At 32.8% G+C, this 26,918-nt stretch carries 28 protein-coding genes and 2 tRNA genes; 16 read left to right on the top strand and 14 right to left on the bottom strand.

Annotation, left to right across the window (positions count from 1 at the left end; translation table 11 throughout):
- Positions 1-321: 321 nt before the first annotated feature.
- Positions 322-1,092, bottom strand: coding sequence for an SDR family NAD(P)-dependent oxidoreductase (locus ACQUQZ_RS18620; RefSeq protein WP_435356593.1), 771 nt, complete (start codon positions 1,090-1,092; stop codon positions 322-324).
- Positions 1,093-1,225: 133 nt separating this feature from the next.
- Between ACQUQZ_RS18620 and ACQUQZ_RS18615 the strand changes: the two genes are divergently transcribed.
- From ACQUQZ_RS18615 to ACQUQZ_RS18595, 5 genes are all read left to right on the top strand, one after another.
- Complete coding sequence (locus ACQUQZ_RS18615) at positions 1,226-2,473, top strand: MFS transporter (protein WP_435356592.1); 1,248 nt, start codon at positions 1,226-1,228, stop codon at positions 2,471-2,473.
- A gap of 14 nt (positions 2,474-2,487) precedes the next feature.
- Positions 2,488-4,038 carry a hypothetical protein gene (locus tag ACQUQZ_RS18610; protein WP_435356591.1) on the top strand — a complete coding sequence of 517 codons (1,551 nt, stop codon included), beginning with the start codon at positions 2,488-2,490 and terminating at the stop codon, positions 4,036-4,038.
- Positions 4,035-5,381, top strand: a complete 1,347-nt coding sequence (locus tag ACQUQZ_RS18605; protein WP_435356590.1) for a hypothetical protein — start codon at positions 4,035-4,037, stop codon at positions 5,379-5,381. The genes ACQUQZ_RS18610 and ACQUQZ_RS18605 overlap by 4 nt, the downstream gene beginning before the upstream one ends.
- Before the next feature lie 130 nt (positions 5,382-5,511).
- Positions 5,512-5,706 carry a hypothetical protein gene (locus tag ACQUQZ_RS18600; protein WP_435356589.1) on the top strand — a complete coding sequence of 65 codons (195 nt, stop codon included), beginning with the start codon at positions 5,512-5,514 and terminating at the stop codon, positions 5,704-5,706.
- A 178-nt stretch (positions 5,707-5,884) separates the two neighbouring features.
- A complete protein-coding gene (locus tag ACQUQZ_RS18595; protein ID WP_435356588.1) occupies positions 5,885-6,784 on the top strand; it encodes a hypothetical protein in 900 nt (299 codons plus the stop codon).
- 283 nt (positions 6,785-7,067) lie between these two features.
- On the opposite strand, the gene ACQUQZ_RS18590 is transcribed toward ACQUQZ_RS18595, so the two are convergent.
- Complete coding sequence (locus tag ACQUQZ_RS18590) at positions 7,068-7,430, bottom strand: helix-turn-helix domain-containing protein (protein ID WP_435356587.1); 363 nt, start codon at positions 7,428-7,430, stop codon at positions 7,068-7,070.
- 114 nt (positions 7,431-7,544) lie between these two features.
- Between ACQUQZ_RS18590 and ACQUQZ_RS18585 the strand changes: the two genes are divergently transcribed.
- From ACQUQZ_RS18585 to ACQUQZ_RS18560, 6 genes are all read left to right on the top strand, one after another.
- The gene (locus ACQUQZ_RS18585; RefSeq protein WP_435356586.1) at positions 7,545-8,063 is read left to right on the top strand and encodes a hypothetical protein; all 519 of its coding nucleotides are present in this window, start codon (positions 7,545-7,547) and stop codon (positions 8,061-8,063) included.
- A gap of 154 nt (positions 8,064-8,217) precedes the next feature.
- Entirely contained in the window at positions 8,218-8,421 is a 204-nt protein-coding gene (locus ACQUQZ_RS18580; protein ID WP_188767899.1) for a hypothetical protein, read from the top strand.
- 337 nt (positions 8,422-8,758) lie between these two features.
- A complete protein-coding gene (locus ACQUQZ_RS18575) occupies positions 8,759-9,112 on the top strand; it encodes a hypothetical protein (protein WP_435356585.1) in 354 nt (117 codons plus the stop codon).
- A gap of 80 nt (positions 9,113-9,192) precedes the next feature.
- Entirely contained in the window at positions 9,193-10,077 is an 885-nt protein-coding gene (locus ACQUQZ_RS18570) for an AAA family ATPase (RefSeq protein ID WP_435356584.1), read from the top strand.
- Positions 10,058-11,047, top strand: coding sequence for a DUF3871 family protein (locus tag ACQUQZ_RS18565; protein ID WP_435356583.1), 990 nt, complete (start codon positions 10,058-10,060; stop codon positions 11,045-11,047). The genes ACQUQZ_RS18570 and ACQUQZ_RS18565 overlap by 20 nt, the downstream gene beginning before the upstream one ends.
- Before the next feature lie 48 nt (positions 11,048-11,095).
- Positions 11,096-11,338: a hypothetical protein gene (locus tag ACQUQZ_RS18560; RefSeq protein ID WP_435356582.1), complete on the top strand. Its 243-nt coding sequence runs from the start codon at positions 11,096-11,098 to the stop codon at positions 11,336-11,338.
- A 265-nt stretch (positions 11,339-11,603) separates the two neighbouring features.
- Here the strand turns inward: ACQUQZ_RS18560 and ACQUQZ_RS18555 are convergent.
- The 3 genes from ACQUQZ_RS18555 to ACQUQZ_RS18545 all read right to left on the bottom strand — a co-directional run bounded on the left by ACQUQZ_RS18555 (position 11,604) and on the right by ACQUQZ_RS18545 (position 12,365).
- Positions 11,604-11,689: transfer RNA gene (locus ACQUQZ_RS18555), tRNA-Leu, on the bottom strand.
- 56 nt (positions 11,690-11,745) lie between these two features.
- Positions 11,746-11,818: transfer RNA gene (locus ACQUQZ_RS18550), tRNA-Gly, on the bottom strand.
- A gap of 100 nt (positions 11,819-11,918) precedes the next feature.
- Positions 11,919-12,365, bottom strand: coding sequence for an energy transducer TonB (locus ACQUQZ_RS18545; protein ID WP_435356581.1), 447 nt, complete (start codon positions 12,363-12,365; stop codon positions 11,919-11,921).
- A 127-nt stretch (positions 12,366-12,492) separates the two neighbouring features.
- Between ACQUQZ_RS18545 and hisIE the strand changes: the two genes are divergently transcribed.
- Positions 12,493-13,095 carry a bifunctional phosphoribosyl-AMP cyclohydrolase/phosphoribosyl-ATP diphosphatase HisIE gene (gene hisIE, locus ACQUQZ_RS18540; protein ID WP_435356580.1) on the top strand — a complete coding sequence of 201 codons (603 nt, stop codon included), beginning with the start codon at positions 12,493-12,495 and terminating at the stop codon, positions 13,093-13,095.
- Between the two features lie 150 nt (positions 13,096-13,245).
- A complete protein-coding gene (locus ACQUQZ_RS18535) occupies positions 13,246-13,590 on the top strand; it encodes a phage holin family protein (protein WP_435356579.1) in 345 nt (114 codons plus the stop codon).
- 114 nt (positions 13,591-13,704) lie between these two features.
- On the opposite strand, the gene ACQUQZ_RS18530 is transcribed toward ACQUQZ_RS18535, so the two are convergent.
- Complete coding sequence (locus ACQUQZ_RS18530; protein WP_435356578.1) at positions 13,705-14,172, bottom strand: redoxin domain-containing protein; 468 nt, start codon at positions 14,170-14,172, stop codon at positions 13,705-13,707.
- A gap of 191 nt (positions 14,173-14,363) precedes the next feature.
- On the opposite strand from ACQUQZ_RS18530, the gene ACQUQZ_RS18525 reads away from it, so the two are divergent.
- The 3 genes from ACQUQZ_RS18525 (at position 14,364) to ACQUQZ_RS18515 (ending at position 18,168) form a co-directional block, all read left to right on the top strand.
- Complete coding sequence (locus ACQUQZ_RS18525; RefSeq protein WP_435356577.1) at positions 14,364-15,734, top strand: L-serine ammonia-lyase; 1,371 nt, start codon at positions 14,364-14,366, stop codon at positions 15,732-15,734.
- A 251-nt stretch (positions 15,735-15,985) separates the two neighbouring features.
- On the top strand, positions 15,986-17,290 hold the full coding sequence (locus ACQUQZ_RS18520; RefSeq protein WP_435356576.1) for a vanadium-dependent haloperoxidase: 1,305 nt from the start codon (positions 15,986-15,988) through the stop codon (positions 17,288-17,290).
- Positions 17,291-17,475: 185 nt separating this feature from the next.
- Positions 17,476-18,168 carry a hypothetical protein gene (locus ACQUQZ_RS18515; protein WP_435356575.1) on the top strand — a complete coding sequence of 231 codons (693 nt, stop codon included), beginning with the start codon at positions 17,476-17,478 and terminating at the stop codon, positions 18,166-18,168.
- A gap of 63 nt (positions 18,169-18,231) precedes the next feature.
- On the opposite strand, the gene ACQUQZ_RS18510 is transcribed toward ACQUQZ_RS18515, so the two are convergent.
- The 8 genes from ACQUQZ_RS18510 to ACQUQZ_RS18475 all read right to left on the bottom strand — a co-directional run bounded on the left by ACQUQZ_RS18510 (position 18,232) and on the right by ACQUQZ_RS18475 (position 26,882).
- Positions 18,232-19,200: a hypothetical protein gene (locus ACQUQZ_RS18510; protein ID WP_435356574.1), complete on the bottom strand. Its 969-nt coding sequence runs from the start codon at positions 19,198-19,200 to the stop codon at positions 18,232-18,234.
- 332 nt (positions 19,201-19,532) lie between these two features.
- A complete protein-coding gene (locus ACQUQZ_RS18505) occupies positions 19,533-20,063 on the bottom strand; it encodes a hypothetical protein (RefSeq protein WP_435356573.1) in 531 nt (176 codons plus the stop codon).
- A gap of 36 nt (positions 20,064-20,099) precedes the next feature.
- A complete protein-coding gene (locus tag ACQUQZ_RS18500) occupies positions 20,100-20,624 on the bottom strand; it encodes a hypothetical protein (protein ID WP_435356572.1) in 525 nt (174 codons plus the stop codon).
- Entirely contained in the window at positions 20,621-23,326 is a 2,706-nt protein-coding gene (locus ACQUQZ_RS18495; protein ID WP_435356571.1) for a hypothetical protein, read from the bottom strand. Before ACQUQZ_RS18495 ends, ACQUQZ_RS18500 begins: the two co-directional genes overlap by 4 nt.
- 8 nt (positions 23,327-23,334) lie before the next feature.
- A complete protein-coding gene (locus ACQUQZ_RS18490; protein WP_435356570.1) occupies positions 23,335-24,117 on the bottom strand; it encodes a hypothetical protein in 783 nt (260 codons plus the stop codon).
- A gap of 76 nt (positions 24,118-24,193) precedes the next feature.
- Positions 24,194-24,772: a hypothetical protein gene (locus ACQUQZ_RS18485; RefSeq protein ID WP_435356569.1), complete on the bottom strand. Its 579-nt coding sequence runs from the start codon at positions 24,770-24,772 to the stop codon at positions 24,194-24,196.
- A gap of 177 nt (positions 24,773-24,949) precedes the next feature.
- Positions 24,950-25,531: a hypothetical protein gene (locus ACQUQZ_RS18480; protein ID WP_435356568.1), complete on the bottom strand. Its 582-nt coding sequence runs from the start codon at positions 25,529-25,531 to the stop codon at positions 24,950-24,952.
- Between the two features lie 448 nt (positions 25,532-25,979).
- Positions 25,980-26,882 carry a DUF58 domain-containing protein gene (locus tag ACQUQZ_RS18475; protein ID WP_435356567.1) on the bottom strand — a complete coding sequence of 301 codons (903 nt, stop codon included), beginning with the start codon at positions 26,880-26,882 and terminating at the stop codon, positions 25,980-25,982.
- Positions 26,883-26,918: the final 36 nt, after the last annotated feature.

The following is a 26,918-nucleotide window of genomic DNA, read 5'->3' as shown; positions in this document are numbered from 1 at the left end:
GAGCTTTTTAAAATAGGTTTTGAAGAAATGTTTATGTTCCGCTTCACTAAATCAACTCAAAGTTTTAGTTTGAAATACACTAAAAAATAAGACCTTCCGACAGAAGGCCTTAATAGATTTAATATTTAGTGTTTTCAAGAATTTGGAATTTTGGAGACAGTTATACAAGAGAGACTTTGTGAACGGCAGTTGCTATGAGGTCGCAATATTTTATGCTCTATTTTATTTAAAATAGGGTCATTCAATATGAAAAAACTTTTAACAAGATGATTAATGACTATTTCTATGATTTTGGATAATAAAATACATTATAAAATACTTTCAGTAAAGCATATAAATTTGTCCGTTAATCCCTGAAGCAAGTGGACTTACTAAAAAAATTACAAGATTTGCAACTTCATCTACAGACAGCCACCTTTTGATTTTTGAATTAGGCCTATCAATTTTGAAGAAATTTTGTTTTGTATCTTCAAAACTTTCATTTCGTTGGGTGGCAAGTTTTTTAATAAAAATTCTTGCCCCTTCTGTCCAAGTAGGTCCTGGTGCAACTACATTCACTGTAACCCCTGTGTATATCGTAGTCTTTGCAAGTCCTTCTGAAACTGTTAATTGTGCAGCTTTGGCTGCTCCATAAGGTAAAAGATTTGGTTGTATATGAATTCCAGAAGCACTTGAAATAAATATAATTCTCCCCCAGCCGTTTGATAGCATATCTTTTACATAGTGTTTTGACAATTTTTCGCTACATCTAAAATTTACATTAAATGAATCATTCCAATCAGATTCTGTCAAATCAGAATAGCTTTTTGGCTCAAAAAAACCAACATTATTAATAAGTATATCAATTTTAGGCAACATTTTAATTACTTTTTCAACTCCGTCAACTTTTGATAAGTCTGCAATAATTCCATTAATTGGGATATTTGGATATTCCGATTTCAGAGATGAAAGTACATCCTTCATCTTCTGTTCATCCCTTCCATTAATATAAATAATGGCTTTTTCATCAAGTAATTTTTTCGCAATCGCAAGCCCAATTCCGCTGGTAGAACCTGTAATTAAGCAAATTTTATTCTTTAAATCTAATTGCATTTAAGTAGTTTTATCTTTTAGACAACAAAATTAATGCCTTGTAATACAATTAGCTAAAAAATAAGAAAAAATAAGATTTCTACTAAAATTTATCCGCAACTTGCTTGCATTATTTTACTAAACTTATAAATCTATGGAAAATAAAAAAATGACTCGAAAAATGTGGTTTATTGTTTTAATAGCATCATTTGGATATTTTGTGGACTTGTATGACCTAACCATTTTTGCTAATGTTAGAGTTGAAAGTCTACTGGAATTGAATATCCCAGAGACTGAGTTAGGTACTTTTGCTATTTCGTTAATGAATTGGACAGTTGTTGGCTTTTTTATTGGTGGAATTTTTTGGGGTAGAATTTCAGATATTTACGGCAGAAAAATAGCACTTATAGGCATAATTCTTACTTTTTCAATAGCAACCATTGCAAATGCATTTATTCAAGATATAGCTTGGTACAAAGCCCTTAGATTTTTCTCAGGCTTTGGTTTAGCTGGAGAGATGGGAGTTGGGTTAGCATTGATAAAAGAAGTCGTACCTCCAAATAAGACTACTTTAACAAACATGATATTTTTAGTAATTGGAATGTTTGGAGCCGTAATAGCTGGAGTTGTAGCGTTATCACTGGAACATACAACTTATTTGAGTTTAAGTGGGTGGCGCTGGGCATTTATTATAGGCGGAGTCTTGGGTATTATTCTATTATTTTTCCGTTCTGCAATTTCGGAGTCTATTTTATTTGAAAAAACATCCGAAAATGAAGCCGACACAAGTTTATTATACCTTTTGTCAGATAAGAATAGAAGATTGAAAATGCTTTACTGTATTTTAGCTGGTTTACCAGCATACTATATAATGGGTTTTTTAATCCCACTTTCAAAAGAGTTTGGGGAAGTTAAACTACTTTCTGAAATCAAACCAGCAATTGCTGTTATGATTGCATATTTTAGTTTAGCTATTTTTGATATTTTTGCTAGTATGATAAGCATATTTATAGCCAAAAGAATTAGGGTAATACAATATTACTTAGCTTTTCAATTTCTTGCTATTTCAATATATCTATATGTTCCTATTTTTTCTTCGATTGACTTTTACTTTAGGTGTGCATTACTTGGTGCAAGTGTTGGTTTTTGGGGGTTAATCGTAATGAATGCAACTGAACAATTTGGAACCAATTTAAGAGGTACAGTTGCCTCTATTGTACCAAATGTAGTTAGAGGCTTATTATTCCCTTTAACTGAGTTTGGTTATATGCCATTGAAAAATTTGGGATTTAGTTTGTTACATAGTGCATTTATTGTCGCTTTTTTTTCAATTGGGATAGCTTTTTACGCTACAACTCAGCTTAAAGATAAATTTGAAAACAATGCCGATTATATTGAGTAGTAATTTTTTTTAATATGTCATTAACTAACTTCAAAACTAGAAAATATATCCAAGAGCAGCAAAAACTGTTTCATGGAGGAGCAATAAATGAAGAAATATTTGTTTCCAGATGTTTCGATTTTAGTTGTGAAAGTATAATATCTTACTTTAAAGAAATATATCTCTACCATACAGTTCTTTTCATTAGTGACTATAAGAAAGTCCGTACCATAGATATCAATAATATTGACGAATTCTTAAAAAAACATAGTAATAATGATGAAAAAAGAATTAGTAAAATGGATAAAGTCAGAAAAAGTATTGAAGGTGCAGCAACATTGGTCAAAGAAGATAAAGCTGTTAGCATTACAGAGTTTATCTTGGAATCTAACGATGTTATGGGTTTGGTGCTAAAAGGAAATGGTAACGCAGAAGCATTACATCATTATTCAGACTCATTTGCTGTATATAATTTACTTCTCGAAAGTAGTAATTCTGAAAATAGTAAATTCATTGAAAAAATTAATACGTACTTTGAGGGTAATGAAGCTAAAATAAATGAAATGATGAATTATTACTCAGATTTTGTAAGAAATTATGATAATGATTTTTTTGCTTATTTTTTACGACCTGAAACCAATGGAACATATAACGGAATATTATTCTTTATTGTTGAACGTGCATTAGAAGAAGATGAACTTTGTAATTTATTTGCTTTGATTGAAAAAATACTATCACAGACTGCATTGATTAAAGTAAAAGATGCTGAATGGAAAAAAATCAACGATGAACAATCGCATAGCTTTGTTCATCAATTGAATGCACTTGTTAGTTATAACAAAAAAGGGCTTGAGTTTTTAGAAGAAAATAATCAATACAAGGGTAGTTACTTAGAAACAAATTTGTTAAAATCTGAGTCAGCATTAAGTTGGTTAAAACAGGCAAATGAATTTAATTTAGCTATTATGAGAGTGGGTGAGATGTACCTTGATACAGGGAAAATAGATGAAAGAGGTGCTATTTTTTTAGAAAATGATACTAAGACTTTCTGTTTACTGGAATTAATAACAGAATCAATAGAAGTCATTAAAAATAGTATTGAATCTTTATCTCTTTCTCAAAAGGAACATAAAGAAACTATTTTACAACTAATTGAAAGCCTTCCTTCATCTAACGAAATTGTAGTTAGAAAAGATTATGAAGTTACAGGATTGAATACGGGTGTCAGATTAGTTATATTAGAGCTGCTTAAAAATACTTTTAAGTATACAAATTATAAAAATCCCAAGATAAAAATACAATTAGTAGAATCAAGCGGATATGATTATTTAATTTTTGAAAATAATAAATTTATGACCAAGGAGGCGTTTGATTTTTGGGTACATGATATTGAAACAGAATCTTTTTCTACTAAAATAACAGCTGGTATTCGTACTATAAAAAGATATTTATCATTGCCTTACTTTGTTGGTTGGAATAAAAGGAATTATGAACCGAAGCAGTTTTGGAGACTTGAAGTTGATGCCGAAAGTAAAAATACAGAAAATAATGTAACAAAAATTAGTCTAAAAATACCAAAACCATGAATATTTCAGATGAAAAAGAATACCAATTGGATATTTTGGTTTCTGATGATTTAGAGGAAGAATTAGAAGTAACAACAGGTTCGTTAATTTTTGAACCTAAAAATTATTTTATCGAAGATAGAAGATTAATTGCATTAAGTTTTTTTAATGTGTATGAACGACAAATTGTTGGGCAAGTTATAGAAGAAATCACACAAAAGAGAAAATTGATAACTTTAGCAATAATTGACCATAATTATGCAGAATTAGATAGTGATTTTGTTAGAGAATCAGGGTTTGATGTAAAAATTGAATGCACCAAAACGAGAGGTAGGGATTTGCAATCATTTTTAAATGAGCTTAATCCTAAACCTGTAATATGGTATCATACAGCGTATTCAAGAGACCCCGATGTAAAACCATCTTTCAAAGGGAAGATAGAAGATTTAGATTTTTCACAAAAAGCTTTAGTCGCCACGAAAGGAGACCAAGGTCTTTATCTAACCGAGGGTATGCCTAAAATATTAAAAAATTGTACCAAGCTGATATTAAGCCAACTGTCAAAATCTGGATTAAAATCTTTAAAAAAAGCAATTAAAGAAAAAGACTATGAACATATAATTACGATTGAGAATATAAATAAGAAATATAAACTTAAATATTTATTAGGTTTTGCTCTTCGTTACAATAAAAATTCAAGTAATAATGAAATACTTAGTCTAAATATTCCACGACTTGAATTTGATGAAAATCAAGTGGATTTATTTTTTAATGAATATTTTGAAATTCAAAACTATAAGCCCAAAGGAGTGTTTGCTAGTCCACATTTATTAGAAATAATGGACGACTATGTTGGATTGAAGAATTTTGAGTTCTGGGAGGAAGAAATAAAAAAAGAGGTTATAAAGCGAGTTATTGAAATATGTAAAGATGAGCAACACACAATAGGATTTAATTTTGATTTAACCAAAAATTTTCAAAAAGTAAATTTTGATTTAGATAATGAAGTAAGGAATATATTTATTAATAGCTTGATAGCTCGTAGGGTTTCAATTTTAATTTACAAACTTCGAACTACAGTAAAATCACTTCAAAGGGTTGATTTGTTAAATATTGTTTTAGCAAATCTCAAACTGGGTTTTTCTGTAGATACAGTATTATCATCAGAAAGTTATACAAGTTATTTTACTACAATGTTAGGTATGAGGTTAAAATCTAATAAAAAGGAAACGATTGTTGCCCAAATGAAGGGTAAAAATAAGGCAGAAACTTTATTAATTTGGACAGATGGAGACCATATTCACCCTATTGAAAAAGCATCTTTGACGAATATACTGTCTGAAATTAAATCATTACTGTACTAACATATACAAGTTCTACTATTTTAAAAAGATGTCGAAAGACATCTTTTTTTTATACATCCCATATGAATAAATAAGTTTTTCTAAAGTATTGAACAATAAATTATATAGAAATTTACAGAAAAACTAAGATATGGAACCTTTTCAAAATCATTTATCAATATCTTATCATATAAAGAAAGTTGATAAATCGAAATATGCTATTGAAGAACTACATTCTCAACAAATTGAGATTAAGTTTACTGAGAAAACTACACAAGAAAGTATCTATGAAGACTATTTTTTTATGGATGGGTCAGTAAAGGATATTTCTAAAATAAATATTTAAACAGAATGAAGAATTTACATTTACTGTATCGTCCTCCACCATTATAAATAACCTCGTTCGAGCCGTCTGGAAAACATTACGAACAAGGTTTTTTTACAATCTTATGATTGAGAACCCAAATATATGAGTTTTCAATCATAAAAAAAACTATTGATTTTTAACTCAAATATTTATTAAAATGAAACATTTTGCAAAAGGTTTTACTATTACCTTATTAATAGTCTTCGGTTCAGTAAGTTGTAAAGATGCAATCGAACAACCTGTACCAAATATTGCTTTTATGCAAAAATCTGAAAACTCTATGAGTCATTCGAAGGAACGGTTAGCGGTAGCTTCTGTTACTACAGCTACTGAAGGTTGGGCATCTTTAACTGGTTATCAAGCAGCAACAACAACGGTACAAAAAAATGTTGTTCGCCTCGCCAACTCTGCTATTGGTGGATTGTCTGGTGGTTCAGTAATTGATAATCAAAGTAAATGGCTAACAGACATAGCAGGCGGTGATGGTTCACGAATGAGAAGTGCCATTTCAAAATATGATAATTGGTATCGTTCAAATGTAAAAAATAGATGTTCTACACCAGTTGTACCCACAAGTGTACGTAATGATATGGTAACTTCTTTTATTGGTTCTGGCTATGATGCAACCCGTAAAACTGCATTGGTGAATCAAATTATTTCTCGTTACAATTTATTTGCTTGCAATGGTTCTGTAGCTGTTCCAACTTCTGATAATGCTACACTTAGTTTTTTGAGTATTCAAAAACAATGTCTTGAATGGGCTGAAACAATCGGACGAAGTGCTGGAGGAATTGCAAAGGGGTATTATGCAACAGGGGTATCTTCTACAAAGTCATATCGTCCTGGCATGGCATTTTATAAGACAGACCGTACCCATGCTACTATATTAATTGACATTTATTGGTCAAAAACTGGTGAAATACTTAAAGTAAAAGTAGCTGAAAGTAATTGGGCAACTGGCTGGATAAATCCAAATGGAGCTATTCCTTGGGAGCGTCGTGTAGCTACTCGTGAACTTTCGTCGCTTTCTGAATATAAAGCAATTAGTTTCGAATAGCTTTGTTAACGCTGATATTTTTAAAGCTATCCGGTTGTTCTGGATAGCTTTTTTAGTTATACTCATGCATGATGGAATGATATAAGTTTTAGTGCGATTGATATTTTGAAGGATTATTAACAATAATTGTAAATTTAGCACGATTAGGATACTTGATGGGATAGAAACCAAAAACATAGATAAATCAGACAGTGAAAAGAAGAAGATAATAATGACGATATAGGTAGTTTATACCTACTCAACCAAAACCTAACTCATATACAGGTTTTAGATTAGATGAGTTTTAGTTATTCACTTTTTCAAGCATTGATTTTAATAATTTGTTTTCTTCTCGTAGTTGCTCAATGAGTTGTTCATATAATTTTTTCTCATTATCTGAAATAGAATTATTGTTAACAACGTATCCATTGTTACTGGTGTTATTATTCATGATATTGAAAACCATTTTCTCATTGAAATTAACAATATCCTCAATCTTGATACCCAAGACCTCAGCAATTTTTTCTAATTTCTGATAAGTAACCTCAGATTCATTTCTCTCTATCTTCCCATACCCTGAAGGTGTCATTTCTAAAGAAGCTGCCATAAACTCCTGTGTGAAGTTTCTTAACTCCCTCAATTTCTTAACTTTTGTTCCTATTTCCATATCTTAAATTATTGTATCCCTCAAAGTTCAAAATTAATCCCCACAGTACCAAAATCAGACTTGAAAATCTGTGTATTGTAGTTAGTTTTGAACTCGAAATTTAACCTAAATATCATGAATATTAAACAAACCTCCTTAGTTTTTTTAAGCATTTTTTCAATAACTTTTTTTGGATGTGAATCAAAAAAACAAAACAATCCTAACGTTAGTAATTCACCAAATGAAGAAATAACCAAACCATTAGAAGACCCAGATTATCTATATGCTGTAAATGCAACTAAAGAAAGTTTTGATTCCAATGACTTGGTAGCCTCTTATGATGGATATGGTGTTTTCAGAGTTCCTACACAATCTGCCAATTTTGGCACTAATGATAGAACTACGATTACATATAATTATGCTAAAAATACTGTTAAGAAAGTGCAATTTATTTATGTCAATAGTGATGAAAAGGCTAAAAATAAAATGTTTTTTAAAGTTCTTGGTTTGCTTCAAAGGAAGCATGGCAAGTTTAACATTGCAGAAAATCAGAATTTAACAGTTTACAAATATCATTATAACCCCAACTATACAATTAGATTAGAAACAATAGAAAGCCTTCCTGAAATTTATCTAAATTATGAATTTGAGTAAATTAATCAATTTATAAATAAAGTTAAAGTATATTAACTGATGTATCTCAAAGGGCTATTCATAATTTACTTGTGAATAGTCCTTGCTTTTTCACATCAATTTTAGGAAAACACCCACAGATTTAACCATTTTTCATTTATAAACATTTAAAATCATGCAATTCTCACATTTATTTAAAAAAGTAACAGTAGTAGTTTTGATAGTTCAATTACAGCTACACGTTTATGCACAAGATGGATTAGCTGGAGACCAAGACTCTGATAGTCCATCTCCAATAATTACCATTATCTCTTGGGCTCTTATTCTATATGCAGCCTACAAAATGTACTATCATAATGACAGAAATGATAGAAAGTGATTATTAATCTTTCCTACCCCACATCTTGATAACTTCATTTTATCCCCCTCTGATTCAAGTCATATAAACAGCCCCCCATATCCTTCTCCAAAGGAAAATTATACCTATAAATGATAAAGGCAGGTTACATTTCTATTCCCCCACTTATCCAAGGCAGTGGTCTTACTCCCCATAAAATGAATTGATAGATATGAGAAACAACCAATCCAAATCTTGACTTTTTCTTGGAGTTACCTCATTAATAAATTCAATAGCTATAAATATAATATAGCTTAACTTAAAGTGTACCACATACTGCCAATCAAAAATCATTCTTCAATTAAAACCTTTATCAATTATGGTAACTGTAACAGCTTATCAAGAACGTACCTCAACTGAGGGAAAACCCTACATTGCCCTTGAACTTCAATCTGATGATATGGAGTTTGTTGTTTCTAAAATCACTGGCAGACACTATGTCACAGTTAGAAAATGCTGGATTTCTTCTACCTTCAATGAAGTCTTAGCCAAGAAAATGCTTGGTAAAGAAATGCAAGGAAGTATTGTAAAAACTGCCTGTGAGCCTTATGAGTTTAATATTCCAGATACAGGGGAAATCATTACAAGACATCATCGCTATGATTATTGTCCTTTAGAAAATGGTACTATGGAAGAAGTGGTAAATCAAACCAATGAGCCAGCCTTTGTATAATCTTTCATTTATCTGCAACCAACCAAGGGCAGTGTCAGTAGGCACTGCTTTTTTATTTTCTAACCAACCAATTTTCAATCATGCAATTACAACAAGCAGAAAGAAAAAAAGCCTTTATCAAGATGGCTTTACAATCTTGTGCAGGTGGAGGAAAGAGTTATTCAGCACTTCTTCTTGCTCATGGATTATGTAATAACTGGCAAAAGATTGCTGTCATTGATGCTGAAAATAATTCAGCCAGTTTGTATGCACACTTAGGAGCTTATAATGTCCTTGACCTGCAACCACCTTTTTCTCCTGAAAGATACATTCAAGCCATTCAAACTTGTATTGAAGCAGAAATGGAGGTTATCATCATAGATGGCATAAGTCAAGAATGGGATTACATCATCGAGGAGCATTCTAAACTTACAGGTAATAGTTTCACTAATTGGAGTAAGTTCACTCCAAGACATAATGCCTTTATTCAGAAAATGCTTCAAACAAAGGCTCATATCATTGCTGCCATCAGAACCAAACAAGATTATGTCTTGAATGAAAAGAATGGTAAGATGGTACCTGAGAAGGTTGGTTTAAAGGGTGTTATGAGAGATTCTACTGATTATGAGTTTACTCTTGTGTTTGATTTGGATGTCAAGCACTATGCCACTGCTTCCAAAGACAGAACCAGTTTGTTCATGGATTTGCCTGCTTTTCAAATTAGTCAAGACACAGGCAAAATTTTAGCTGCATGGTGTAATCAGGGAAAAGCACAGGTGCAAGAGAGGGAAGACACCTATATTGAACCAGATGCTCTTTTGGAGCAGATTTATGCTTGCCAAGATGTAGATACCTTGAAAGATTTGTATATGTCTTTGGATGTCATTACTCAAAAAGAGTATAATGTAGATTTCAGCACCAGAAAAAACCAATTAGTTTATGTCCCACCTCAAACCTACTCTACCAATGGAACTCATCGCAGTTAATAAACAGCCAATCATTAGTCTTGAGGAAACTATCTTTGAAGGTACAATTTCCACTGCCAAACCCTTCATTGAGGCAAATACAATTCCTGTATCACTTCAAGAAATGCAACATAAGCACATCATTCCTGTATTTGTCAAAGATAATGAACCTTTGATTTCTCATATTGATTTCATTGAATCTGTTGAACAAGTGGTTCACCACCTCTACTCCAAGGAAAGTATATTAGTGCCAAGCATTAGGGTTTCACATCCCATCAAAGGCAGAATTCCAGAAGCAAGACACAAACCTGCCAAGGAGTTATTAGAGCATGAGCAAACACTTTACTATGAAAGAATGGCTTTTGTTATTGAAATTCCTACCATCCATGAAACCATTGATGGAAACCTACTAACTCTTACAGTTGGTGGAGTGAAGGCTTATAATTTAGACAACATCTATTCTAAAAAAGGAGCAGAGGAAGTTTTCAAGATTTTCATTGGTTTTCAAAATAAAGTTTGTACTAATCTCTGTGTTTGGTCTGATGGTTACACTGGAAATATTAAAGTGAGGTCCATGAAAGAACTCAGTGATAAGATTTTCCAAGCCATTTGTCAATTCAAAGCAGAAAGTTACCTCAAAGCTATGGCATCATTCACACAGTTTAGTTTGACTGAAAGGCAATTTGCTCAAATGTTGGGTAAGTGTAGATTGTATCCATTTTTAGGGAGTGAACAAAAGAAGGAATTGCCAACACTTTTATTTGGAGATACCCAAACTGGATTCATAGCAAGAGACTACTACAAAGATGATTCATTTTGTAGAAATGAAGATGGTAGTATTTCACTTTGGAAGGTGTACAACTTATTTACAGGTGCAAACAAAAGCAGTTACATTGATACCTTTATTGATAGGGGTGTCAATGCTTTTGATTTTACCAACACACTTGTAAACACATTGCAGACAGGCTCAGAAAGTTGGTTTTTGAATTAGTAGAACAAAATGGGGTAGTCAAGCGGCTACCCTTAAATTTTTATGCAAATGGCAAAGAGTTTTGAACCAAGAATAATCATAGACCCATTTTCAATTTTAGTAGTAAATGCCAGAGGAGAATTGAAACGAGTGTATTGTCCTTTTTTGGCAAGATGTATGATTCCAAGGGATGATTTAGTAGAAAATCAAATTTATTCTGTGGAGATGGTGAAAACTGAAATTGCAGAAGAAATCTTTTTTATTATCAGAGGAAAGGTTTATTCACACCACAGATTTGTATTAGTGTTGTAGCTACAATGGGGTTATGCTGAATTTTTTACACTTTTTTTGAGACGGTTTTACCCAAATCAAAACCACTGAAAAAAAGTGAACCAATATTTATTTCTACACCGAGAGAAATTTCTACAATAAAATTTCTACAATTTTTCTACAGTTTTGTTACAAAATATCAATAAATAAAAAGAAGTAAAAATAAAAAAGAGAATATAAAACGCTGATAATCAGCTATTTACATTCTCTTTGTTTTTGGTTTTTTATCCTTTTTTACCAGGATTTGTACCGAGGACGGGAATCGAACCCGTACGAGTTTAAAAGCTCACAGGATTTTAAGTCCTGCGTGTCTACCAGTTCCACCACCTCGGCGAATAGGCTTTCACTTATTCTTGAAAAAAAAAGCACCGCTGAGGTGCTTAATTTCGAGCGAAAGACGAGTCTCGAACTCGCGACCTTAACCTTGGCAAGGTTACGCTCTACCAACTGAGCTACTTTCGCTTATTACTCTCACATTCTTTGGTGGTGAATGTTTTGCAAAGGTAAGGCGTTTTTTTTTACCTGTCAAGTCTATTATGAAAAAAAAACTTAAAAAAATATTTTAATACCCTCTAAGTGACTGATTATAAGACCTTTCACAATCAGATTTATTTTGAAAAAATTTTATGAGAACTGTCATGTAACAACGCAAAGGCTTCCAATTACTATATTTATTGATTCCACCCGCTTCCCATTTCGGCATTGACTTTATTACTCTGAGAGCTTCGGTATCGCATTCGTCGTTGATACCTCGTATAATTTCGGGGTAGGAAACCGAGCCATCTTTTTCAACAACAAATCGTACTATTACACTGTTAATTTTATCTTTATTTGGAATAAATTTGGGAACAACAGTATTCTCACAAAAATATTGATACAATGCTTTAAGTCCATTCGGAAATGATGGTGCTATTTCAACAGTAGTATAAATTGCATTATCTTCATTCGATTTTTGAGCATTTACACCAAATCCAAAGATTAGTAATGCTAATAAAAGAACTTTTTTCATGTTTTTGTAAATTTAAGTTTTGAACATCCGTACTTTTGTAAAAATATATGCAATTTAATTAACAAAAAAATATTTAGCTAAGTATTTAAATGTACTCATTTGCAAATGGAGTAAAAAATAAATTTTAATGGAAAGAACTATTGATTTCGATAAATCGCCTGATGGCTTGATTCCTGCCGTAATTCAAGATGCCCTTACGGGGAAAGTATTAATGTTGGGTTATATGAATGCAGAAGCCTACCAAAAAACCCAATACGAGAAGATTGTTACTTTTTTTAGTAGAAGTAAACAAAGGCTTTGGACAAAAGGAGAAACTTCTAATAATTTCTTGCATGTAAAAAAAATACTTATTGATTGCGATGGTGATACAATTTTGATTCATGCATCGCCAGATGGCCCTACTTGCCACACAGGTGCAGATACTTGTTTTGAAGAAACGAATGACGGAAAAGTGTTGTTTATCAATCGTTTACGTGCCGTAATTAAAGATAGAAAGGTCAATCCTTCGAGTAAGTCTTATACCAGTGAGCTATTTGGACTTGGTGTCAATAAGGTTGCTCAGAAAGTAGGAGAGGAGGCCGTTGAATTGGTTATTGAAGCAAAAGACGACAACAAAGAGTTGTTTCTGGGCGAAGCTGCCGATTTATTTTACCACTACTTGGTGCTTTTAGAACAAAAAAACTATGAGTTCGATGAAGTGCTTGATGTTTTGATAAAGAGACATAAATAAATTAGTGAATGAGTAATTGTGCGAATGAGTGATGATTTTTAGATATTGTATTTGATTTAGTATAAAAAATATACTTCATTAGCTTGAATTTTAAAGTTTACTCATTATATTTATCACTCATTCACTCATTTAAAATTTACTCATTAGATTATGATAAACTATCTCATTCGTTTGGCATGTTGTGGAGCTGCGGTTTATTTCATGCCACAATTTCTTCATGATATTAGAGTAGATACATCTACTTTCACCACTTCAATTATTGTGGCTTTGGTGATGAGTTTTTTAAATACTTTCGTGAAGCCTGTGCTACAATTTTTGTCTATTCCGATTACAATTTTGACCTTAGGAATTTTCTATTTGGTAGTCAATGTTGGAATTGTTTATCTATGTGCTTATTTGGTCAATGGATTTAGTGTTTCTGGTTTCATTCAACCTTTGATTTTTGGCTTTGTACTTTCGATTGTCAATAGTATTGTTGGTGGTTTTCAAGATTAAATCTTAAATGAGAGATTTTAAACATGAGACAATAGAAATTGATAGTTTTAAAATAAATGTGCCACAACTTATTATCAAAGACAATGAGTTGTGGCACATCTGATATTTGCAACATCATAAACTCTCCAAAGTCGTTTTTACAGCATCAAAATTTGGCACATCAGAGGCTTTTTCAAGTACTTCAGCGTATTGGATAACGCCATCTTTATCAACCACAAAAGCCGAACGTTTTGATACACCTTGCATACCAAATACAAAGGTTTCATAAAAAGAACCGTAAGCTTGTGATATTTCTTTATTAAAATCTGACAATAATGGAAAAGGAAGCTTTTGTTCTTCTTTGAATTTTCCTAAAGTGAAGATTGAATCAACAGAAATTCCTAAAATTTCTGCATTCAAATTAGAATAAGTAGCAATATCATCACGCATTTGACATAATTCTGCTGTACAAACGCCTGTAAATGCCATTGGAAAAAATAATACAACTACGTTTTTACCACGATAATCTGATAAATTTACTTCTTGTTTATCGCTACTGAATAGCTTAAAATCAGGGGCTTGGTCGCCTACTTTTAATGACATAATGTAAGATTTTATAGTTTTTAATTGTTTTAATAACTGATAAAGTAAGTAGAAAGTTTATTAGTTTACAAAATTATTCATGTGCATTCATTCATTTTAATGATTATTATCAATGCTATTTTTATGAAAAATTGTATTTTGCAAGCTATTGGGGCTTTTAAAAGTTACTTAAACCTTCATCATCAAACATTATGCTAAAAGAAGCGATTAAAACCTCGATTTTTGATTTATTCAAAATCGGACCTGGCCCATCAAGCTCTCATACGATTGGCCCTATGAAAGCTGCATATGATTTCTTACAAAGAGCCAACCTAATGACTGATTTAACTGATAATCAACAAGTAATGATTCATTTATATGGTTCACTTAGTGCAACTGGCAAAGGACACGGCACTGACCGAGCCGTTATTGCCGGACTATTAGGTTGGCTTCCAGAAACTTGTGACCCCAATGAATTTACAACCTTACTTAAAAATGAAGATGATATTTATTTGATTAAAATTCAAGAAAAACAAATTTCTATCCATGCCAAAAACATCGTATTTGAGAAGGGAAGATATGACTCTCCGCACCCAAATACATTGGTGTTTAAGCTATTATCTGATCATAAAATTATTTTAGAAGAAGAATATTATTCTGTAGGAGGAGGTTTTATTCAAAGAAAAGGAGAGAATTTGCAAGCTCAAAATGACAAAACCCCCACTTTCGAATTTTCGACAATGAAAGAGTTTAAAGAACATTTGTTGAAAAATAAAATGACCCTAACCGACTTGATGATTGCCAATGAAATGTCGCTTACAGGGCTTTCTCGTAGAGCAATATACCAAAAAATTGATGATGTATTGGAAGCTATGAATAAAGCTGTGAAAAGAGGGTTAAGACATAAAGGTATTTTACCAGGTACAATAAAATTACGTAGGAAAGCTCCAATTTTATATAATCAAGCAAAAAGCTTGGCTTCAGCAAGTGATAGTTTTATGATTTTTTTGAATGCATACTGTATGGCCGCATCCGAAGAAAATGCCGCAGGAAGTATTGTGGTAACAGCTCCAACTTCTGGAGCTTCGGGCGTGATTCCCGGGATTTTCTTTTTGCTCAGAAATCATTATCATTATGATAAACAAAAACTTCGTGAAGGAATGTTGGCAGCAGCGGCAGTTGGTTTTTTGATCAAGCACAATGCAAGCATTTCGGGAGCGGAAATGGGTTGTATGGGCGAAATCGGTTCGGCGTCGGCGATGGCAGCAGCAATGTTGTCGTATTGTGCAGGAAAATCAATCGAAACGGTAGAAGCGGCTGCCGAAATTGCTATTGAACATCATTTGGGCATGACCTGTGATCCAATTGGTGGATATGTACAAATTCCGTGCATCGAACGAAATGCTATGGGGGCAATAAAGGCATACAATGCTTATTTATTGGCATCTTCAGGTAATACAGCCCATCAAAAAATATCGTTAGATAGTGTCATTAAAGTGATGCGTGCCACAGGTAAAGATATGTCTAAAAAATATAAAGAGACCTCCCAAGCAGGCTTGGCTTTAAGTGCAACAGAATGTTAAGTGTCATTTTTCCATAATATAGGATTTAATTTGTGCTTTTTCCAAAAAACTGTAAATTTGTCGAAAGTTATTCCCATTCAGGCTCTTTTTAGAAACCTTTTATAAGTTACTTTCGATACTATAAAGCAGTCTAATAAAGACAAATTGCTGGATTTCGTAGAAACTAAAAATACTGACCAATGAAAGTGCTTTTCAAAAAAAACATTCACAAATCTTTACTTATTATATGTCTTTTAACAATGGGTATTGTTATGATAAATAGCTGTAATAAGAAAACTGAAGAACCAATACCGGTAGTTGAAATTACTGCTGATGTGCCAGTTCGATGGGTTGCAATGACCTTAAAAATTGCAGAAAAAACACCAGGCAATTCGCCCACCTACGCTTCTCGAAGTTTTGGTTATTTAGGACTGACTATGTATGAAACCGTTGTGAATGGTTACCCTGAATATCAGTCCCTGGCTGGGCAATTAAGTGATTTAAAGACTTTGCCAAAACCTACAGTTGGTCTGAAATATAATTATGTACTAAGTCTAAATGCAGGAGAAGCCTATATGCTTAAAAACATTTATGAACAAACTTCAAGTGTAAACAAAGCAAGTATTGATTCTTTAGAAAAAGTTGTTTTGACCGAGATTTCAAAAACAGAAGATGCTGAGGTAGTTACTCGTTCGGTTGCTTATGGTCAAGATGTGGCAAAAGCGATTTTTGAATGGTCGAAAACAGATTTAGGCTATCAAGGATATAAAAATAACTTTACGACCGATTATAAGCTACCAGTAGCTGCTGGCACATGGTCTCCGCCTACTTTTAGCCAATCGGCAAGTCAATTACCTTTGCATCCCTATTGGGGTAAAAATCGTACTTTTGTGGCAAGTGATGCTGCATTACCGATTCCCAAGCCGATTCCTTATAGTACCGATCCACGGTCACAATATTATGCACAGTTTTTGGAAGTTTACGCTAAAAATAAGATATTAACACAGGAAGAAAAAGAAACAGCTCTATGGTGGGGCGACGACCCAAGTCGTACGTTTACACCTCCAGGTCATGCCTATAGTTTGGCAAATGTTGCTGTAAAAACTGCCAAACCTAATTTGATAAAAGCTGCCCAAACGTATGCTGCAGTAGGGATGAGTATTGCTGATGCTTTTATTAATTGCTGGAAAACAAAATATACTTTTGTTGTTGAGCGACCTTCAACCTTCATTCGACGATATATTGATGCCAGTTTCATTCAGTTTTGGCCTGAACCACCATTTCCTGCATTTTATTCTGGACACTCTGTCCAATCGGGAGCTGCTGCAACAGTTTTGACGGCACTTTATGGAACAGATTTTAAATTTATTGATAATTCTCATGAAGGCCGAGAAAGAGACCCGCTAACGCTAATAGAATTTAAAAATCGGTCATATAATTCATTTTGGGAGGCTGCCGAAGAGGCAGCTTATTCAAGATTTTTGGGTGGTATACATAGCCGTAGTGATAATGATGTTGGGCTTGCAGAAGGTCGTAAAATTGGGCAGAACGTGAATGCGTTGAAGTGGAAAAAATAGAATTACTGTATCTTTCATTGAAAGTGGTATTGACTTTTTTAGAAGTGAATACCACTTTTTTTGTTGAATAAAACAAACATTATCTGATTCCAATACCAAATAATAATAATGGTTTTGACAAATATATTATTTCTTATAAATTTAATCAAAACTTATACTTAACAACCATAAAACCTATTAAACTCATGGATAATAATGCAAATACCCCTCATCTAATTTCTTATTTATATCTGAGGAGAGCAGTTGGTTTTTTGGGATTTGCTCTACCAATTATTTTAGTTTTAGGTTCAGTATTGATAGGAAATTGTCAAGAAATACAGAGTTCTATAAGTAGCTATTATCATACCTTGATGCGAGATGTTTTTGTTGGTACTCTTTGTGCAATTGCTTTGTTTCTTTTTTCGTATAAAGGATATGCAAATGATAAACGTGACAATATAGCTGGCACTTTTGCCAGTTTTTTTGCAATAGGAGTTGCTTTTTTTCCAACCGCTCCAGATATGCCTTTACCGCCTTGTGATAGTTTTTTATGTAATATACCATCTGTCATTACAAATCCTTTTATTAGTAAATTGCATTTTGTGTTTGCTACCTTATTTTTTTTAGTGCTAACATATTTTTCGCTTGTACTTTTCACAGAAACAAAAAACAAAAAGACACAGACCGAACAGAAAAAGCAGAGAAATAGGATATACAGAATTTGTGGCTATATAATGCTAGTTTGCATTATTTTGATAGCAATCTATTTTTTTGTTCTTGAAAAAAAATACCCAGACCTTGCCAAATATACTCCAGTTTTTTGGCTCGAAACAATTGCACTTTGGGCATTTGCTACATCTTGGTTAATCAAAGGAGAATTATTACTAAAAGATAAATGATATAAACAAAAAAACCAGTCCTTAGACTGGTTTTTTGCACTGTTTTCATAAAAGGTATCACTATCAATTCTTTATAGATGCGTTGGCACTATCATTATCTTTTTGTACTTCGACAGTTGAAACATTTGTTGATGCACAACCATTTTTTAAAACTCGGAGCACATAAATATATTTACCAACTGTTAAACCACTTAGGTTTGCTATTTTCTCTTTAATCGTATCAATAAACGGGCCTTTCCAAATGTATTCAGCATCGCTTCCCGCATCATGAGCTTCTAATTTGGCCGTTTGCCCAACCTTAATAGAAGCGTTATTAGCAATTGCCACTGGCACTTGCCTTATTTCAACCTTTGCTGTATCTACTGATTTACATCCATTTTTAGAAACACTCAAATAATAGGTATAATGACCAATCGCTAAGTTTTCAACCGAAATTTCTGGTGTATAGGCAACAAAGTCAGTAGGTGGGAGTGTCCAACGATAAACTACCCCTATACCAGCCTCGGCCGAAGTCAATTTGATAGGTTCGCCCAAACAAAATTTGCCGCCAATAGCGATTGCTTTTGGTTTTTCCTTAACCATCAACTTTATTTTGCCGATGGTGGTTGAACCATTTTTTCTGATAGTAAAATTATAAAAACCTGCTTGAAAAGGTGTTACTTTGTCAAGCCTGATTTGTTGAGAAATAGATGAAAATCCCGAAGGCCCCTTCCAAGAATAAATCGCATCTTGCCCAAAATCAGGAGTTGAAAGGACTACGCTATTATTTTCACAAACATAAACAGTTGAGGTTTTTGAATCTTCAGTATTGACAAATTTACGGTGATAAGGTACTGCTCTTCCTTCTTCAAATGAGAAAAATGCTAATTCAGATGTATCAGCTTCAATTTCGGTGTTATTCATTGCTAATAACTCATCAGGCTTATCTATTTTTTTAAATAATAAACTTATATTTTGTGCGTATAGAGATGTTTCATGCAAAACAATCGTAAAAGTTATCAGACATAGGAAAATGGTTTTTTTGATCGCCATGATAAATGTAAATAATATAAAAAGATAGTCGTATGCTGGCACCAAAAGAATTGATGCACAGACCATTATGATAAATACAAAGTACAATGAAGTATCTTTGTTTTGAATTCAATCGAATTTGTTGAGTCTAAAACAACAACCGTGCTAAATCTTTTTTTTGTTTTAAAAAAATGAAAATAAAAAGAAAAAAGTTTGTACTTTGTTGATAATCAATGTGTTGAATAGTAAATGGAAAATAGGAGACATGTATATGTATTTATAGCGAGTTTTATTCTTAGCTTTAAGTCATTAAAAATTTATGCGGTAAATATTTGAACATTGTCAAATGATAGCTAATTATCAATGAGTGTATAGGTTATTGTTGTAGAATAGATATTGACAGGTAGTAAAACTGAAATGCCACCGATTTCATATTGAATGGGTATATTTATACGGGGGGTAGTTCCATAATTATTACCGTCAAAGAAATATTGGTTACTAATAGTAATTGGTAGAGGAGAAGTCCCTCCAGTAATCATACTTGTTCCCAAAATACTTGAACCGCCGCCTGTACCATTTCCAGTACGTGTTGCCGAAATCGTTAAACCTACTGTATCCCAATTAAGCCCACTGTCAGTTCTTTTGATTTGAACTGTATAATGATTGGCTGTAGCATCAGAGCCTGAATATATACCTGGCATAGTAATATAAATGTATGTTATATAACTTGCATTTGTGATAGTGGAAGATGTATAATTATTACCAGCCTCGGTAATAGCATTGGGTGTTGGGGTCCAAGTACTATTTATTATTGTCATGATTTGAGCATGACAATTTAGGCTAAGTACGAGACCCAAAATCAATAATATTATTTGCCGTATCATTTCTTTAATAATTTTATAGTAGTGAATGGATAATTATCAATTATCAACCAAAGTGAATAATACTGAAAAAGTATAAGAACCACTCCTCAAAAGACTATACGTTTGGATATCTAATGAATATGTAAGGTTATATCCATTGCCCGAACCAGTATTTGTATAAGATCCACCAATGCCACTGACAATAGTCTGTGGCGATGATGTCAAAAAAATCGGGCTGCTTGCCGTGCCTCTTGTGCCAGCCCCTGTACTTGCATTGGCTGTTTGGAGTTTTAATCGCACACCATTTGGCTGAGTACCTGAAATTTGGACTGTAACATTACGAGTGAGTCCACTACTAACTGCCGAGCTAATGTTAATCCATTTTGTGTTATTGGTGGCAATGCTACCTAAAACTGATCCTGCTTCTGTGGGAGCTGTAAAATTGAGATTAATTATTCCAGCTGGTTCGATATCAAGAAGAGCTACCGATGGCAAACTCAAACTTACGTTGACTGTGCCACTTGTTTGGGCTTGGCTCAAATGAGCAAGAATCCATAGGAAGATAAATAAATAGCTATTCATTTTTTTGAATTCAATAAAAAGTTTTGGTTTGAGAAATATATTTTTCGCTCTTTCGATACTACCGAAAATGATAACGTTTTAAGCTTTTCTGACTCAATAATGATATTTTGAGAAAGATTTTCAATGACAAAACTGTCTTTGTTGCCATGAATAATGGCTTCAATATTCCATTGCCCAGGTTTTATTTCTCTGAACGAAAATTCACCTTTGTCATTAACTTTGGTCATAAATGTATCTTGTTCATTAAATAATTTAATCAAAACAACAAGGGCTTTCTTGTTTTCTTGGGTTGCTTCATCATTTGTTTTGAAATGAATCTTTCCAACAACTCCTCCTGAACGGACTAATGGTATTGAAACATCATGGATAGTTTTTGGATTTACTTGCACTTCTATTGGCGTTTTAGTTTCACTAATAACTCCGGTTTCAATCGTTGATTTTTCTAAAGTAATATAATATTTATCGGGTACTAAATCATTAAAATAAAAATTGCCATTAGCATCAGTCATAAATTTTTGCGAACCTATGCTAACTAATATTCCTTCTTTTTTTAGCTTATTTATGCTTGAAATATGCCCTTTTATTGAACCTAATTGGTTGTTTTTTGCAATCGGTACATTTAATTTTAGCGAATATTTTAACATAAAAAACAAAGTATTCTCATTGGTTTGATTGTAATTTGGTATAAATGTACGTCCACCCATAAGGCTTAATTTATGGTGTTTTGTGTTGAGTTCAGCGGTTAAATCTACAAAGCTTCTTTTCTGAATAAGTTCATCAGGAGCATAATTGTTTCTATATGAAAATGACAGATTAAATGTACTGCCCACTGTAATTCGACTTGTACCGCCATAATAATAGTAATTGGTTAACTGATTGATAGTTGAAAATTTGGACGTTTGTTGATATTCAAAAAATGTTCCTAACCACAGGCATGGAAAGACTCGTACTAATGGCTGAATAATCGTCTGAATGCTTTGCGTATTTTTTACATCATCGGAAGCTGATAAGTAATTTTGGGTATAACCCAGCCTATTTTCAAACCATAAATTAAATTTTTGTTTATTTACTAAATAGGCCAGCCTTCCATAATTTTCACGGAAATGAAATTGTTTTATTTCTTTTTTGTCTTCTTTTTCTTCCAAATTATAGCTTAAAATAAGTCTATTGCTTGGTTTTATATCATAATTCAAGAGAATACTATTGTTAGAAAAGTAAGGCGATGAATTGAAAGCATAGAAGTCAAAACTTGGATTTACTCTTGTAAAATTACTTTGTAAACCAATACTGATTTTCTTGGAAATATTATAATTAATGGCATTGATTGCTTGCCAACTGTTATGATAAAATCCATAAAAGTTTTTTCCAGCATAAACAATATCGCTATTGAGATGAATTTTTTTGTAATGGTAGTAAACCCTATTAAAAAAGCCAAAATCAAGTTTGTTTTGAGCAGAACTCATAGCAGCTTCACTGTTTAGAAAAAAAGAATTGGTGCGATAATTGGCTGTTACACCAATAAAATTAGCGATAAACCATTGTTGATTATACTGTGTCTGCTTTGATAAAAAATCAAGTGAATATTTGAGATTTTGTTTTGGTTTTACATAAAAACTCAAGCCATAAGTATCTTTTTGAAAGGGATAAAACCTTGGACTTGTATAAAATGTACTAAATCCCATCCGTTTGAAATTTTGATCAAACCGAAAACCTCTGCCAAATCGACCAAACTCCATTAAATTGTTGAAAGAAAGCAAATAGTCTCCTAAAGAAAGATTTATTTGTTTTTTATAGGAATAACTCAGAAAATATTGGTCATAATTACCCAAAACAGGTAAATGTATTTGGTTAGGGCCGTGTACGATGAAATCAAGATAATGTGTTTGTTTAAAATCTAAAAATCCATGTCCACGAGCGTCATACTGATAAGAACTTCGAACGCCTTTATCAGTAACAAAATAGCTATACCAAACCCCTGTTTCTATTGGAAAACGTAAATAAGGGTCACTTTTTTTATTTTGATTTGAGTAAACAGGTACTGAATTAAAATGAATAATGGGGGTAAGTGAATCATGCAAGGTAACAAATAAGTCGTTTGACATCAACCAAAAATTGCTTTGACTTTTGGGTACAAGCTTGTTCACTCGCACTTGCATACTTTTGTTTGGTGCTATGGTTAGCGAGTCATTTTTTAATTCGATTTTGCCACTGGAAGTTTTTATACTTACTTTTTCACTACTATTTCCTAAATTTTGAATTAAATAATCTAAATGTAAGCTATCACCTTCTTTTACGTATTCGTATGACGACAATGGAATGATTTCGATTTTTCGAAAATTACTCACTTCAATAGTGAGTTTTTTTGAAGCTTCTTTACCATCACTATTGGCCAAAGATAATATTAATGGATATGCTCCTGCATTCGATGTTGATGAGGTAGCAACTGTATAAATATACTTTGGATTTGCGAGATCTTTGTCCAACTTTTTGGAAAGAATTAATTGCCAATTTTTAGGCAAAACCAACGATTCTTCAGCAATAGATTGATTTGTTTCTAAGCCAATAATTTCAAAAAATAGAGTAAAATGCCCTCCTGGAGAAACTTTCTTCGGCGGATTTAAAACATTGATACTCAATTCTTTTTGAGAGAAAACATGGCTTAGTGTCAATGTATTGATTAGCAGTAGGATGACCTTAATCATGTTCATAACTAATTTGTAATTAAAGTGATATTTGCTCCATAGAGATCTTTGCCATTATCGGCAATCAACACACCATTGTATTTACCTTTGGGTAAACCATTTATGATAATTTCAAAAGTATTACACTTATTTGGATAGATTTTTCGTAGAGATGATTCAAATGTGCTTAAGTTTTTACCCGAATCATCATATACTTCAAGACTTAACTTTGCTTTTGAAATATAAATGCCTTCGTTTTTTAACTTTACATTCAAGACTTGTACTGAATTGTCTTTTGTGGTCAAATCAATGTTTTCAAAATTAATTTTAGAACTCTCTACTGTACCAACATTTACCATCACCTGAATGGCATACCTTACTTTTGAATCAATTTTAACGCCTTTCTCTTCATCTTCTTTAATTGGGTCAGCTCCTTCAATCATAATAACTGACCAATATGAACCCAACTGTTTTAGGTTTTGAGGAATGCTAACGCTATAAGTAATATCATAGATTTCATCACTTTGTAGGAGCTTTTCTTCTACATTTGATTTTATCCAATGACCCAACGATCGAGTATGACTGTTAATAGTATCATATTCAATTTGACTGTTGCATGAAACCTTCAAATCTTGATGATAAATCATGATTCTTGCTTCCTTTTTGCCATTGTTTTGAACTTTGATTTTGCCAATGATTGTATTTCCTTGGGTAACATCATGTTGATGTGTGAGACCATTCAGGATAACAATTCCTGCAAAAGATTTCACATTTAACAATAGACAAAGAAAAATGAATGAGATTGTTTTCATAAAAATAGTTGAATAAAACTGTGTGATTGTTAAAATTGGGTGAGTTGTATGGTGATACAACTCACCTAATATGGAATTAATTGTCCGACAAAGTGTAGGTAACAGTAATCGTGTTTGATCCGCTAACGATATTACTATACGTAGCTGCTGAAGTAGGACCAACTGCGTAAGTAAGCTGATGTCCTTTACTTATGCCTGTGTCGGTCCAACAACTGCCTACACTTGTAATGATTGCTTGGTCAGATGTAGTAAGTGTGAGTCCGCTTGCCACAGGTGTACCTTTTGTTCCAGCTCCAGCTCCTGCATCAGCCGCTGCTGTGAGTTTAATATCAACCCCAGGAATAGTAGCATTCGCTTTTACACTGACCGATCGTGAAGCATCAGCACCCGAAGCCGTTACAATCGAAGAGTAGTTCAACCAAAGGCTTGTATTATTAGCGGGTGGTACAAGCGAGTTTCCAGCTTCGACAGGAGCTGTAAAATTCATAGAAATGTTTTTGCTTGTCGATAATTCAAGGTCTAACAGAGCTACTTCGGGAATGTTAATGATAATCGTATGGTTATCGGTTTTTGTATCTTGAGCTATGGAATTAGTTAGCCCTAAAACAATAATGGAAATAACCATAATCGAGAGTTTTTGAATTGTAGTTTTCATTTTTTTGTTGGTTTTTTAATTGAAAATTGAAATTTTTACTGTAAACTTTTTTAAGATTTGGAACAAGAAGTTTTGGTTTTTTAATGAAAAAAAAGAGTATTTTCATCAAAATAGTTGTAATAAAATTGTGTGATTTTTAAAATTGTAAAAGTTATGTGGTGGTATATCTATAGGAAATTAATTATCCGACAATGTGTATGTAATCGTAACAGAAGTGATTCCAGAAAATAGGCTACTATACGTAGCCGCCGAAGCAAGTCCAACCGCATAAGTTAGTTGATGACCTTTATTTATCCCAGTATCTGTCCAACAACTGCCTATCCCCGAAATGATTGTTTGGTCAGCAGTGGTAAGTGTGACTGCACTTGCCACAGGTGTACCCTTTGTTCCAGCCCCAGCTCCAGCATCAGCTCCTGCTGTAACTTTAATATCAATTCCAGGAATAGTAAGATTTGCCTTTACACTTACCAATCGTGTGGCATCAGCACCAGAAGCCGTTACAATCGAAGAGTAGTTTAACCAAATGCTTGTACTATTACCAGGTGCTGTAATCTGCTTTCCAGCCTCAGTTGGAGCTATTAAAAAAAAATTAAGGTTTTTAGATACAAAAGATTCCATGTCTAACAGAGCTACTTCAGGAATGTTAATGCCAACATTATGGTTGTCAGTTTTTGTATCGGTTTGTGCAATAGTGCTACTTAACCCTAAACCAATCATGAAAATAGCCATAATCGAAAGTATTTGAATGGTAGCTTTCATGTTTTTATTTGATGGTTAAAACTGTAATTTTATATTTATTAAAATTTGGAATAACAAAAATCTAAGCTATTTGAGGAGTTATATTTTGTTATCCTGAATTCATTTCAAAGATAAAAGCTTCTTTTTGAATGGTGTTAAGGCTAAATACCAGTAGAATAAAGTTTTAGTATTTCTACTAGGTTAAGAGAGGGGTAGGCAAATTTGAGTAAAACAGCTTGGAGATATTGCGTCGATGATAAAATGGTTTTGCCTTAATTTGCCAATATTTGTGAAGTTTTGAATTTTCAAACTAGCTTTTATAGTTCTAAAACTTTTGAGTAGATATAATAAATCAGGAGCAGATACATATCAAGATTAATGATTTTTTAAGAAGAAGTAGAGAAACAACAAAAAAACTCGCAAGTATTATATATATCTGCGAGTTTTTTACTAAAAAATCTTAACTTTTCTATTTCATTTTTCCTCGTTTTACTAAGAAAGCTGATAAAATTTGATCAAAGCCTTGTGCAATATCAGCTTCAATGAAATCAATTTTGTATTGCCCACATTTTAGTTTTAAATCATGATAAAATTCTTTGATTGAGGCCTGATATTGCTCTTTTACTTGCGAAGGTTGAACCCTTACTTTTTCGCCCGATTCTAAATCCACAAATTCATAAGGACGCTCTTCAAAATTAAAATCTTCTTCTGTATTTCTGTCAGTCACATGAAAAAGCAAAACCTCATGCAAATTATGACGCAAATGTTGCATGGCTGAAAATAATCTTTCAGAATTGTTGATGTCATCAAACATATCGCTAAAAATGATGACCAACGATCTTTTATGAATTTTTTCAGCAATTTCATGTAGTGTTTCTACCACCGAAGTCCTTTTTTGAGGCTTAGGCTTTTGTAGAAGTGTGGATAAATCTAAAAATATTTTATGTATATGTGATGGTGTTGATTTGATGGGTGTCTGAATCTCAATGCCATCAGAGAAAGTAATGAGGCTTACCGCATCACGTTGTCGTTGTAGTGTGTATGCCAATGCTCCAGCCGCCATGGTACTAAACGTAATTTTGCCATTCGTTTTCTCAGGATAATACATCGATGAAGAAGTATCGATCAATAAATGGCAACGAAGGTTGGTTTCTTCTTCATAGCGTTTTACATACAAACGATCAGTTTTTGCAAAAACCTTCCAATCAATATAGCGTGTACTTTCGCCCGTATTATAAAGACGATGCTCGGCAAATTCGACCGAAAAGCCGTGAAATGGCGATTTATGTAATCCTGTAATAAACCCTTCAACCAACTGCTTGGCAAGAAATTCAATATTACCGTATTCTCGTATTTTTGCTAAATCAAGCATTTTTTCAGTTATCAATTATCAGTTATTAATTATCAA

It is taken from the genome of Emticicia sp. SJ17W-69, assembly GCF_051209875.1.
Taxonomy (GTDB): Bacteria; Bacteroidota; Bacteroidia; order Cytophagales; family Spirosomataceae; genus Emticicia.
The sequence above is the reverse complement of the archived record's forward strand: the minus strand, read 5'-3'. Positions and strand labels throughout refer to the sequence as shown.